Below are 12,434 nucleotides of genomic sequence, written 5' to 3'. Positions count from 1 at the left end.
GCCCGGGCGTGCGGGCCGTCACATGTTCCGTGGGCGAGTATGCCGGGCCGAGGTGAACCACCTCGGCCCGGGTGCGCTCACCGAACCGGCGGAAGGGTCCGCTCGTTGGGGTCCACACCCGGCGGCATCTGCGCGCCGTTGTTCGGCACATCCGGGCGCGGAGCGTTCGCCGCGCCGCGGATCAACTGTCCCGGAGGCGGATTCACGCAGTAGTTCCAGCGCGGCAGCGTGCCGTCCTGCACGACCTCGTTGCGGATCATCGGGGTCTCGAAGGTGCAGTAGGGCCGCGGCCAGATGTCGATCACGGCGTGGAACTCGTTGTCGTGCGCCGGTACGCCGAGCGCCTCGGCGCCCACGGCCAGCGAGGGGAACAGCGCCCGCAGCGCGGGCAAGCGCAGCTGCGCGGCCCGGGTGATCACCACGAAGTTGGTGGCCAGGCTGGTGATCGGATCGCTGGTGGTGTCGAGCACCGCGCCCAGGCTGGCCAGCTGGCCCGGCGCCGCGTCGAGCACGCTCTGCAGCTCGGCGTTGGCGGCGTTGAACTGCTCGAACAACACACCGGAGTTGCTGGTCAGGGTGGCCAGATCCGGCTGGGCCATGGACGTGGTGTTGGTGATGGTCTGCAGGTTCGTGATCAGGCTGGTCGTCTGCGGCAGCAGCGAATGCAGGCCGGCCGTGGCCAGGCTGATGCCGTTGACCAGGCCGCGCAGCTGATCCGGGCCGCCGCTGAGCGCGATGTCCAGCTCGTCCAGGATGACGGCGAACTTGTCCGGGTCCACCTGGTCGAACAGGGCGCTGGTGTTGTCCAGCACCGACCACACCGGCGTCGGCGTCTTGACGACCTCGGGGTCGAACTCGATCACCGCGCCGTCGGACAGGTAGGGCCCGTCCTCGGTGCCGGGACGGAAGTCCATGTACTGCTCACCGGCGGCCGACAGCGCCTGCACCGCGACCGCGGTCTGGACCGGGATCCGGTAGGTGCTGTCGATCTCGGCCTTGGCCGCGATGGACTGGCCGCGGTCGACCAGCTCGATCGCGGTGACCTTGCCGACGCGGTAGCCGCGCAACGTCACGTCGTTGCCCGGCTGCAAACCGCCGGACCGGTCCAGGTTCACCGTCACCGTGTAGGTCGAGCGCAGCGGATTCACCCGCATCACGCTGACCAGCAGGTAGGACGCGCCCAGGATCAGGATGAGCACCAGGCCGATCCCCGACAGCACCAACTTGTTGCGCAGGATGCTCATCGGTGGCCGCCTTCCACTCGCTGCTGCACGAGTTGCAGCACCTGAATGAGGCTGCCCGCCATGTCCTGAAGGTCTTCCAGGTTCTGGAGCCTGCCGTGCCGCGGATCGGTCAGCGCGCTCAGATCCAGGTGGGTCGCCGTCGCGAAGACCGCGAAGCTGCGGCCGCGGAAGGTGGCGTCGACCTTCGGGCGGATCGTGTGCAGGCGGTCCAGCAGCACGCCGAACTGATCACCGGTCTGGGCGATGGCATTCATCAGCTGATGGGTGTTCTCCAGCAGCGCGGCCAGATCCTCGGTCGAGGTGTTGGCGTAGTCGCCCAGCGCCGCGCTGGTGGTGGACAGTCTGGTCAGCAGATCGCCGATGGCCCGGTTGTTCTCGGCGATCGCGCCGATCATCTGCGGCAGCGTGTCGGCCACCTGGCCGAGTTCGCCGCGGCGCGACTCCAGCGTGTCGGCCAGCGTGCCGAACTGCGAGAGCACGCTGTCGACCCGGGCGGAATTGTCGTTGAGGCTGCCGATCACCCCGGTCATCTGGGAGAGCAGGTGCCCGACCTGTTCGCCGCGACCGCCCACGATCGAGTCCAGCTCGGAGGTGAGCTGGGTCAGCGAGGCGATACCGCCGCCGTTGAACAGCATCGACACCGAGATGAGCAACTGCTCGACGGTGGCGCCCGCCGAGGTCTCGTCGATGGTGAGGGTGTCGCCGTTCTCCAGAATCGACGCGTCGGTCGGCTGCTGCGGTTTGGACAGCGCGATGAACACGTCGCCGAGCGGAGTGGCCTGGCGCAGTTCGGCCGTGCTGCCTCGGGGCAACTCGATGCTGGTGCTGATGCTCATATCGACGATGGCCTGGAAGTTCTCGGTCCTGATGTCGGTGACCACACCGACATCGGAGCCGCCGATCTTCACCTTGGCCTGGTCGGGCAGGTTCAGCGCGTTGTCGAAGACGGCGTGCAACGTGTACGTCTCACCCGACTGCCCCGGCTTGGGCAGCGGCAGATCCTCCACGGTGAAGCCACATCCGGAGGTGAGGGCGAGCCCGGCCACCGCGGCGGTGGCCACCAGCGCCCTGCGTGCCTTGATCGTCATGCGGTCCGTCATTTCGTCAGTCCGAGCAGTGCGGCGGTGAGCCCGTAGTCGGGGCCGAAGTCCTGCATGTTCCCGGTGCGGCAGCCGTCGGCGCGCATCTGGATGCGCTCGCAGAACAGGCTCACCAGCTCGCCGTTGAGGGCGGTGCCGATGAGCGCGTGCAGGCGCACGTACCGGCCTTCGCGGTTCATCATCCGGTCGATGTTCTGCATCAGCAGCGGCGCCACATCGGCCACCTCGGTGAGCCCGGCCGCGTGGTCGCGCAGCTGACTGGTGACGTTGGTGAGACCGGCCAGCGTGCTCGCCAGCTCGCCCTCGTACTGGCCGAGGGTGCCGCTGGTGTTGGCGAGGAAGTCGTTGAGCTGGTCCAGGGTGGCCTGCAGACCCGGCGCCTGCTCGGCCAGCAGGCCGGAGAGCTGGGTCATCCGGTTGCTGAAATCGCGCACCGACTGGTCGTTCTCGGCCAGCATCGTGGTGAGCTCGTTGAGCTTGATGATGATGTTCGAGATGGCGTCCTTGTTGTCCACGCCGACCTTCAGCGCGCCCGACAACGCATTGAGGGTGTCGCGCAGCTTCTCGCCGTTGCCGTCGAGCATCGGGTACAGCACCCGGCCCGACAGCGGGCCGATGCCCTCGAATTCCTCCGACGGCGCCAGCGCCGCCGAGAACTGGTCGATGGTCTTGATCATCGTGTCCAGCTCGACGGGAGTCCTGGTGCGCGCCTTGGGCAGATGCGTGCCGCTGGGCATCGTCTCGCCCTCGGTGTAGACCGGGGTGAGTTCGATGTGCCGGTCGGTGACGATGGACGGCGAGATGATCGCCGCCTCCGCCTCCCGCGGGATCTTCACGCCCGAGTCGACCGTCATGTGGACCTCGACCAGCGTGCCCTTCGGCACGATCTTGTCGACCCTGCCCACCTGCAGGCCGAGCACGGTGATCGGATTGCCCTCGTAGATACCCGCGATGTTCTCGAAATCGGCCGTGATCTTCGTGGCGCCGCCGAACGCGTTCTCCACCGAGGAGGGCAGCAGCGAGCAGCTGCCCACGGCGAGCGCGGCCGCGCCGAGGACGCACGCCTTCGCGACGGTACGGATCCGGGCGGTTACGGAATTCGTCACTGGCACCCCTCGATGACTTGGGCGAAGCACAACCAGTTGTCCGGGAACAGCCACGGCAGGCCGACCGAGCCGTAGGGTCCGCTGCCGCCGTAGGCGTTGGACAGGTACCGCACCGTCGGCGGAAGCAGCGACAGCATCCGGTCCAGGTTGTCCTTGTTCTTCTGCAGGCCCTCGGCCATGGTGTTGAGCTGCTGGATGGTCGGGCCGAGCTGGTTGTCGTTCTGGGCGCCGATCTCCTGCAGCTGCCTGGTCAGGGTCGCGACATTGTCCAGCAGCTGGCGGATCAGGCCCTGCCGTTCCATCACCCGGTTGGCGATGGCCTCGCCCTGGGTGATCACCAGCAGCACGCTGTTGCGGTTGTCGCCCAGGATCTGGGTGACCCGGTCCAGATCCTTGAGCAGCTGGTCGACCTCGCCGCGGCGCTGGTCGATGACCTTGGCCAGCGCGCCGACGCTGTCGAGCGCCTGGGCGGTGAGCTCGGGCGAGCCGCCGATCTCGACATTGATGACGTTGAGCGCCTCGGCCAGCTTCGCGGTGTCGAGCGCCTCGAACTTCGGGGTGCCGATCTGCACCACGTCGGCCAGGTTGTACGGGACGGCGGTGTTGGACAGCGGGATCCGCCCGCCGGCCAGACCGGAACCGTCACCGGGGATCAGATCGACGTAGCGCGCGCCGAGCAGCGTCGCCATCTTGATGGAGGCGCGGGCGTCGGGTCCGAGCTCGACGCCGCGGTCCACGTTCATCGTGATGAGCACGTGGCCGTCCTCGAGTTCGGCGCCCGACACGGTACCCACCGGCACGCCCGCCGCGTTCACCTTGTCGCCGACCTTGATGCCCGCCGCCTGCGCGAACTCGGCTTTGACGGTCTGGTCACCGACGCCGAGCATCGTGTACACGCCGGAGATGAGCAGCAGCACCACGATCAGCGCCGCGCCCAGCACACCGAGCCAGAAATTGCGGTTGCTCTCGAAACGACTTCTCAGCTTGGCCATCATGGGCGGCACACCGCCGAGTTCGAAGTTCCGCCGATCTGCGAGAACAGGCCGCGCGGGAAGAGGACGCCGTAGAGCGAGACGTCCAGCCCGCAGAGGTAGGCGTTGGCGTACGCGCCCTCCGAGACGTGCCTGCCCGCCGAGGACAGCACGTTGGGCAGGTCGATCGCAGCCTGGTCGAGCTTGGCGCCGTTGGCCAGCAGCAGCGACAGCGCCGCGCTGGTGGAGTTCTGCGCCACCTCCAGACCGGGCTGGATGCGGTCCACCATGCCGACCAGGGCGGTCGTGGCATCGGCGATCTGGACCGTGGACGCCTGCAGCGACTGGCCCTGTTCGTAGAGCCCGCCGATCAAGGCGCGGGTCTGGGTCACCAGTGTCTCCAATTCATCACCTCGTTTGGCCAACCCCTGCATCACGCCGGACAAGTTGACGATCACGTCGGACAGGATGGCGTCGCGGCGCTGGAAGTCCGAGGCCAGCTGCGCGGCCTGCACGATGAACGAACTCAGCGAGACGTTGTCGCCCTGCAGCGCCTGGATGAAGGTCTCCGACAGCCGGTTGACCTGCTCGGGCTGAAGCACCTGGAACAGTGGCTGGAATCCGTTGAGGAGACCGGACACGTCGAACGACGGTTCGGTGCGCGCCAGCGGGATCTTCGCCTTGTTCTCCAGCGGCGCCGGGCTGTCGGCGTCGCCGGGCTGCAGCGCGACGTAGCGCTGGCCGATCAGGTTCTGGTAGCGGACCAGCGCCTTGGTGTCGTCGTAGATGGTCTGATCGCGCTGCACGATGAAGGTGACGTTGGCGACCGAGGCCGCGGTCTCCTCGTCGCGGCCCAGCTCGATCTTCTCCACCTTGCCGACTCGCACACCCGCCATGCGCACGTCGTCGCCCTCGCGCAGGCCGAGCACGTCGGTGAACGTGGCCGTGTAGGTGTTGGTGGCACCCGTCACCGTCCTGGCCAGCGTGTTCCAGACGACCACGGTCACCAGGATGGACACGATCGCGAAGATGCCGAATCCGATCAGCGGTTTGCGAATGCTCATCGGCCTGCACCGCTTTCGGAGACTTCCATGGTGGCGCCCTTCATGATCGGACTCAGCAGCAGGTACTCCGCGGCGGTCGGCTTGCGGCCGAGCAGCGCGGCGATCGCGTCGTCACCGTGGTAGGCGATCGGCCCGGCGGACGGCGTGTTCTCGCCGTCGGCGGCGGGCGCGACCGGCGCGGGCGGCGGCGGCGCGAACAGACCCGGGAGGCCGGGCAGCATCGGGAACACGCTCTCCAGCGGCGTGCCCTGGAACGGGTTGGGCAGGTCCTGCGTCGCGTCGGCGGCGATGCGGGCCGGATCGGGCATGGTCACGCCCGGGATGAGCGGCAGGCCCGGCATCGGCACCACGGGCGGCAGCCCGGCCGCCGAGTCCAGCGCGCGGGGGCGCAGGTTCTCCGGCAGCGGCGGCAGCTCGTTCACCGCGGGCGCGGTGGCGCAGCTGGGACCTGCCATCTCGTCGTAGCGCGGGCAGTCGGCGACGGTGTACGGCTTGTACGGCGTGAGCGTGATGCCGGCGTTCCAAATCTGCTGCTGCTGCGGACCCCAGCGGAACGTGGTGTCCAGCTTCGCGACGGTCTCGCTCAGGTTCAGCAGCGCCCGGGTGATCGAGGACGGGTCGGCGGCCAGCGCGCCGAACATGTCGGCGGTGCCGCCGGTGACCTGCTTTCCCACATCGGGGTTGCGGGCGAACAGCGCGTTGATCCGGTCGGCGGTGGCCGAGGTGCCGGTGATCAGCGCGACCAGCTCCGCGCGCCGCGAGGCGATGGTGCTCGCGGTCTGCACCGAGCTGCCGAGCACGTCGAGCAGTTCGGGGGCGGACTGATTGAGCGCGCGGGCCGAGCCGGCGAAGTCGTCGAGCAGCGTGCCCAGGTCCGGGATGGACTGGTCGACGGCCAGGATCCACTCGTCAAGGCGCTCGACGGTGGAGCCGGGCATCCGGCCGCTGCCGTCCAGCGCCTGCGACAGCGTGCCGAGCACGCGGCCGAACTGGACCGGGTCGATCTTCTCCAGGATGTCGCGGACCGTGGTCAGCGTGTCCTGCAGCGCGATGGTGCCCTGGCTGCGGTCCTCCTCGATGACCGCGCCTTCCTCGAGGTAGGTGTCGGCCGGGCCGTTGAAGACCAGTTCGATGGACGTGACGGCGAACAGGTTGCTGGGCACCACGCGTGCCGTGACGTTCGACGGGATGCTGCCCGCGTACTCCGGCTTCAGCTCGATGTTGACCTGCTGCTGCGCGCCGCCGTCGGCCACGTCGACGTCGTCCACGACGCCGACCAGGATGCCGCGGAACTTCACGTCCGCTTCCGAGGGCAGGCCGTCACCGGTGGTGCCGAGCTCGGCGACCACGTTCACCTTCGGGACGAAGTAGCCGGTGTAGCGGGCCATCAGGAAGCCGAGCACGAGCGCGAAGACGACCAGACCGCACGCGCCCGCGATCAGCAGCTGCCGCATGGTGGGTCCGCGCCCACTGGGATCGATGATCATGTGTCCCTACCCCGAGATCCGGATGCCGGGGTTGACGCCCCAGATCGCCAACGTCATGAACAGGTCCGCGAAAACGACCAGGATGATGCACATCTTGATCGCCCGGCCGGCCGCGACACCCACGCCCTCCGGGCCGCCCGAGGCGAAGAACCCGTAGTAGCACTGGATGAACGTGGTGATCGCGACGAACACGATGACCTTGAGCAGGGAATAGAGCACATCGGTCGGTATCAGGAATTGGTAGAAGTAGTGCGAATAGGTGCCGCTGGCGGTGCCGCCGATCATCTGCACGGTGAGCGCGCAGGAGATGTAGGCGACGGCCAGGCCCACGCAGTACAGCGGGACGATCGCCAGGATCGCCGCGAACATCCGGGTGCTGACCAGGTAGGGCAGCGGGCGGATGGCCACCGACTCGAGCGCGTCGATCTCCTCGGAGATGCGCATCGCGCCCAGCTGCGCGGTGAAGCGGCAGCCCGCCTGGGCGGCGAACGCCAGTGAGGCCAGCAGCGGGCCGAGCTCACGGGTGGTCGCGAACGCGGAGATCGCGCCGGTGATCGGGCTCAGGCCGAGCAGGTTGAGCGAGGTGTAGCCCTGGATGCCGACGGTCATGCCGCCGAATGCGCTCAGGATGATGATGACGCCGATGGTGCCGCCACCGACGATGAGGTTGCCGTTGCCCCAGGTGACGTCGGAGAGCAGCCGCCACACTTCCTTCGGGTACTGCTTGAGCGCGAGCGGAATGGACCCGATCGAGCGCAGGAAGAAGAAGACCTGGTGGCCCAGGCGCGCGAGCAGGTCGACCGGCGCCTGCGCGGAGCGCCTGAGCGACTGGAGCGGCCGAAGCAGCGGGGGTACATAAGTTGAGGACACCGGCTCAGACCACCTGTGGGGGGAAGAGGGCTGTGTACACCTGGGTGATGATCAGGTTCACGCCGAAGAGCATGAGCGCGGAGCTGACCACCGCCGAGTTCACCGAGTTCGCGACGCCGCCGGGGCCACCCCGGGTGTTGAGGCCGGTGTCGCAGGCGATGATCGCGGCGAGCAGGCCGAAGATCAGCGACTTCAACAGGGCCACGAACAGGTCGAGGGTGACCGCGAAGGACGAGAAGGTCCCGACGTAGGAACCCGGCGTACCGCCCTGGGCGAAGATATTGAAGATGTAGCCGGTCAGGAAGCCGACGAAGACGACGAACCCACACAGCAAAACGCTGACCAGCATGGCCGCGCCGAGGCGGGGGGCCACCAGCCTGCGCATCGGGTCGACGCCCATCACTTTCATGGCGTCGATCTCCTCGCGGATGGTGCGCGAGCCGAGGTCGGCGCAGATGGCCGAACCGACCGCGCCCGCGATCATGATCGAGGTGACCAGCGGTGCGCCCTGCTGGATGATGCCGAGGCCGTTGGCGGCGCCGATGAACGAGGTCGCGCCGACCTGGCCTGCGACGGCGCCGACCTGAATCGAGACGATCACGCCGATGGGCACGGCGACCAGCAGCGTCGGCGCCGCGGCCACATTGGCCATGAACGCGCACTGCCGGACGAACTCACCGAACGGGAATCGCCGCCGGAAGATCGCGATGAACAGCTCGGCGACGGCCGCGATCCCCATGGTGATCTGCCGTCCCAGCGTCTCCAGCGACCGCTTCGGATGGTCTTCCCAGTAAGACCGTGTCCAATCGACCGCTTCGCTTATCCGTGATCCCGCGGGAGGACTCTTGGTCGACACTGGCTAACCCCTCTCGACGCCGGTTGCTCACCCCGGCGACTTGTTTGCTTGACGCACCTTACTACGGAGTAGTGCAGAACACACCACCGACATGTGATCGCAGTCATAGATGAGAGTCACTACCTTCCGAATGCCCCGAGAGGGTCACCGGACATTTGTCGTCGCTCCCATAATTGCGCGCGCGAAGTCTGGAACAAGTTACAGGCGAAGCCCGCCCACCTGGGCGGCCTCGAGCACCCGCGGAAAATTAACCGGATACCAATCAGGCAAAACCGGCGGCGCGGAATAGCTTCGCGCAATCCGAACGCGGCCGACTGAAACATCCCGGGCGCGACGGCCGATCAACTATTCGATAGGACATCGCTATAACCGCGCGTGTCCTCGGCCGCCCGCACACCACGATCCGCGCCGCGGCCACCACCCGGCGCGTCCCGCGATCTGAGACGCGCCCGAGACCGAATACTGACACGATGAGTGCGACAGATTGATATCGTGCGTGCTTCCGACGTCTGGAGGGACATGTTCAGCAAACTCGCGAAGGCGGCCCGTGCCGCCTGCGCCGTCGCCCTCGGCGCGGCGCTGCTGGGGACGGGCGCTGGCGCCGTGAGCGCCGCTCCCGGGCCGCCCGCGATCGGCGGCGGTTCCGGGATCATCATCAACGACACCTTCGAGTGCACGCTCACCGCGGTCGGGTACGACAACGCGGGCAGACTCGTCGGACTCACGGCCGGACACTGTGGCGACCCGGGCAACGAGGTGTTCGCCGAGGTGGACCGCGGGGCGGGCGTGATCGGCCGCTTCGCCTACTCCAACCCCGATCTGGACTACGCGGTGATCCAGTTCCAGCCGGGCGCGATCATCCCGGTCAACCGGGTCGGCAACGTGACCATCACGGGGATCGGCGCGCCGCCGCAGTTCCCGATGATCGTCTGCAAGGAAGGCCGCACCACCGGCAACACCTGCGGGGTCACCTGGGGCGACGTGTTCCGCACCAACGTCGAGACCTGGACGCAGATGTGCGTGGTGGAGGGCGACTCCGGCGCCCCGGTCGTGGTGGGCACCACCTTGGTCGGCATGGTGAACGCCTACCTGGCCGTCGCCTGCTTCGGCCCCGAGGTCGGCACCAATATGGACGCCATCATGAACGATCTGAACGGGCGCGGCGGCGTCGGCGCCGGCTTCCGGCCCATCTGATCGAGAGAAACCTCCCGGGGAGCGGTGTTCGCGCACCGCTCCCCGTTTCTGTTTCCCCAGCTTGTGTGAACACCGGTCGAAACGATGTGGACAACTACGTATCCACTCCGTTTTCCGAGGACCGCGCGACCGCCGCCGGTATCTGTTACTCGCGTGCGAAAAGCTGAGATCAGACCGCATTCGAGTAGTAAGCGGGGCAACCGTATGATCACGGCCTTATATACGTCTTAATACCGGACCCGGCGCCGGGAAAATCCCCGAGGGGTCAGGACACGCGCTTGGGGGCCAGTGCCGGGCCCGCCACCGCGCATTGCGGTAGGCACTCCACACTGTCCAGGTCGGGGGCGCGGCGGACGGGGCGCAGCAACAGTCCGGCGATCAACGCGCCCGCGAGCAACAGGCCGACGCACAGCCACATCGCGGTGGCGAAACCCGCGTCGAAGGACACCGGATCGTCCAGCGCGCCGGACAGTCCCGCCAGGCCGGGCAGCGCCGCCACCGCGAGCAGTTGCGCCGTCCTGGCCACCGCGTTGTTCACCCCCGACGCGATGCCGGCCTCGGACGCGGGCACCGCGCCGAGCACCGCCCCGGTGAGCGGCGCGACGAGCACCGCCAGCCCGAGGCCGAACACCACCACGCCGGGCAGCACATCGGGCAGGTACGCCGAGTCCGGGCCGATCCGCAGCATCAGCACCAGGCCGGCGGCGGCCAGCACCGGGCCCACCGTCATCGGGATGCGCGGCCCGTTGACCTGCGCCCACCGGCCCGCGGGCGCGGAGAGCACCAGCATGATCACCGTGATGGGCACCGTCGCCACACCCGAGGCCAGCGGCGAATAGCCCGCCACCAGTTGTAGTTGCAGCACCAGCAGGAAGAACACCCCGCCCAGCGCCGCGTACACCGCCAGCGTCACGAGATTGGCCGCCGTGAAGACCCGCGACGCGAACAAGGACGGCGGCACCAGCGGATGGTCGCTGCGCAGTTCGATCACGACGAACAGCGCGAGCAGCAGCACACCGGCCACCGTCAGCAGCGGCACACCGTCGATCAGGCCGAAGGTCAGCGTGCCGAGCGCCAGGGCCACCAGCAGCGCGCCCGGCACGTCGAGCTTCGCGGCGGCGGCCGGGTCGACGCTCTCCGGCACGTGCCGCAGCGCGACGTACACGACCACCGCGACCAGCGGCACGTTGAGGAAGAAGATGGACTGCCACCCGGCGACATCGATGAGCCACCCGCCGAGAAACGGGCCCAATGCGCCCGCGATCCCGCCGAAGCCCGACCACAATCCGATCGCCGCGCCCTGGTCGCGCTCATCTATCGACGACGAGATCAGCGCCAGGCTGCCCGGCGTGAGCATCGCGCCCGCCACACCTTGCAGCACGCGGGCCGCGACCAGCATCTCGATATCGACCGCCAGTCCACACAGGACCGAGGCCACACCGAAACCGACCGCGCCCCAGACGAATACCTTGCGCCGCCCCAGTTTGTCGCCGAGCGAGCCGCCCAGCAGGATGAACGAGGCCAGCGTGAGGGTGTAGCCGTTGAGAGTCCACTGCAGGCCGGCCACGTCGGTGCCGAGCGATTCACCGATCCGGGGCAGCGCGATATTGACGACGGTGGCGTCCAGCGACGCCACCGACGAACCGAGGATCGTGGTCAGCAGCAGCCACCGGCCCGCCGCCGACCGCAGCCGGGGTGGCCCGTCGGTGCTCACCGCTCCACGGTAGCCGCGCGGTGGGCACCCGGCGCCCGCGACGCGGGATCAGACCTCTTCGACGCAGACGACGAAATTGCGCTCGCTGTACTCGAAGCCGAGGCCGCTGTCGCACGCGCCCGCGTCGCTCACGCCCTCCTGGATATCGGTCACCCGGACCACATCGGTGCCGGGCTCGGTGCACTCGACGCGCTGCGGATCGTCACCGCCCACATCCATGCAGCCGTTCATCACCCAGTCGATGTCCAGACACAGCGCGCCCTGCTGGACGCCGTTGAGCGTTTCGGCGTAGTAGTTGTCGCGGTCGGCGGGGCAACCGGAGCTGTTGGGCGCCTTGGCGATCACCTTGTAGTTGGACGCCCGGCTGCCGCAGGAAGCCTTCTCGATGGTGGCGTTGGTCATGGTGCCGCCGAGGGTGACGCAGTCACCGATCGAGGCGTCGAACTTGACGTCGCCGCCCTGCGGGCGCGTGCTGGTGGGCCTGCTGCTGGAGCTGGGCGCCGAACTCTTCGGCGTGCTGGTGGACACGGCGTCCACCGTGCCGCCCATGGCGGGTTGGGCGGTGCCCTCGACGCTGCGCGTACACGCGGCGAGCGTCAGCACCGTCGCCACGGTCACCACCGCGAACGTGAGACCGGTCAGCAGTTGACGAGACACGTACAGTCCTCCCGAGCTGTAGCGCTCCGAACTCACACCCCCGTAAGAATCCGAAGTACTGGTACACCTTGAAATATCACGCCATGCATACACGATGGCGCGACGGCCGTCGAGTCGTACACCCACCGGGGGCGGCACCGACGTGAGCACCCCCGCCCAGCAACCATCGTG

The 12,434-nt window shown here is 68.1% G+C and carries 11 protein-coding genes; 1 reads left to right on the top strand and 10 read right to left on the bottom strand.

What is annotated here, in order from left to right; genetic code table 11:
• Nucleotides 1–77: 77 nt before the first annotated feature.
• The 8 genes from OHB21_RS08045 to OHB21_RS08010 are packed head-to-tail and all read right to left on the bottom strand — an operon-like array spanning nt 78 to nt 8,665.
• Nucleotides 78–1,244 carry an MlaD family protein gene (locus tag OHB21_RS08045; RefSeq protein ID WP_067502915.1) on the bottom strand — a complete coding sequence of 389 codons (1,167 nt, stop codon included), beginning with the start codon at nt 1,242–1,244 and terminating at the stop codon, nt 78–80.
• On the bottom strand, nt 1,241–2,332 hold the full coding sequence (locus tag OHB21_RS08040) for an MlaD family protein (RefSeq protein WP_084537309.1): 1,092 nt from the start codon (nt 2,330–2,332) through the stop codon (nt 1,241–1,243). Before OHB21_RS08040 ends, OHB21_RS08045 begins: the two co-directional genes overlap by 4 nt.
• A gap of 8 nt (nt 2,333–2,340) precedes the next feature.
• Nucleotides 2,341–3,450, bottom strand: a complete 1,110-nt coding sequence (locus OHB21_RS08035; RefSeq protein ID WP_195125014.1) for an MCE family protein — start codon at nt 3,448–3,450, stop codon at nt 2,341–2,343.
• The gene (locus OHB21_RS08030) at nt 3,447–4,442 is read right to left on the bottom strand and encodes an MCE family protein (RefSeq protein WP_195125195.1); all 996 of its coding nucleotides are present in this window, start codon (nt 4,440–4,442) and stop codon (nt 3,447–3,449) included. The genes OHB21_RS08035 and OHB21_RS08030 overlap by 4 nt, the downstream gene beginning before the upstream one ends.
• A complete protein-coding gene (locus OHB21_RS08025) occupies nt 4,442–5,485 on the bottom strand; it encodes an MCE family protein (RefSeq protein WP_067502901.1) in 1,044 nt (347 codons plus the stop codon). Before OHB21_RS08025 ends, OHB21_RS08030 begins: the two co-directional genes overlap by 1 nt.
• Nucleotides 5,482–6,972, bottom strand: a complete 1,491-nt coding sequence (locus OHB21_RS08020; protein ID WP_067502899.1) for an MCE family protein — start codon at nt 6,970–6,972, stop codon at nt 5,482–5,484. The genes OHB21_RS08025 and OHB21_RS08020 overlap by 4 nt, the downstream gene beginning before the upstream one ends.
• Before the next feature lie 6 nt (nt 6,973–6,978).
• On the bottom strand, nt 6,979–7,842 hold the full coding sequence (locus tag OHB21_RS08015) for an ABC transporter permease (protein WP_067502895.1): 864 nt from the start codon (nt 7,840–7,842) through the stop codon (nt 6,979–6,981).
• Between the two features lie 4 nt (nt 7,843–7,846).
• Entirely contained in the window at nt 7,847–8,665 is an 819-nt protein-coding gene (locus OHB21_RS08010) for an MlaE family ABC transporter permease (protein WP_084537308.1), read from the bottom strand.
• Between the two features lie 552 nt (nt 8,666–9,217).
• Between OHB21_RS08010 and OHB21_RS08005 the strand changes: the two genes are divergently transcribed.
• A complete protein-coding gene (locus OHB21_RS08005) occupies nt 9,218–9,892 on the top strand; it encodes a S1 family peptidase (protein WP_067502888.1) in 675 nt (224 codons plus the stop codon).
• 265 nt (nt 9,893–10,157) lie between these two features.
• Here OHB21_RS08005 and OHB21_RS08000 read toward each other — a convergent pair whose 3' ends face one another.
• Together OHB21_RS08000 and lppU are read right to left on the bottom strand one after the other, a co-directional pair.
• Entirely contained in the window at nt 10,158–11,606 is a 1,449-nt protein-coding gene (locus tag OHB21_RS08000; protein ID WP_067502885.1) for an MFS transporter, read from the bottom strand.
• Between the two features lie 48 nt (nt 11,607–11,654).
• Nucleotides 11,655–12,263, bottom strand: coding sequence for an LppU family putative lipoprotein (lppU, locus tag OHB21_RS07995; RefSeq protein WP_067503341.1), 609 nt, complete (start codon nt 12,261–12,263; stop codon nt 11,655–11,657).
• Nucleotides 12,264–12,434: the final 171 nt, after the last annotated feature.

The sequence above is a fragment of the Nocardia puris genome, assembly GCF_036051655.1.
GTDB lineage: Bacteria > Actinomycetota > Actinomycetes > Mycobacteriales > Mycobacteriaceae > Nocardia > Nocardia puris.
This window is presented reverse-complemented; position numbering and strand designations above follow the sequence as displayed.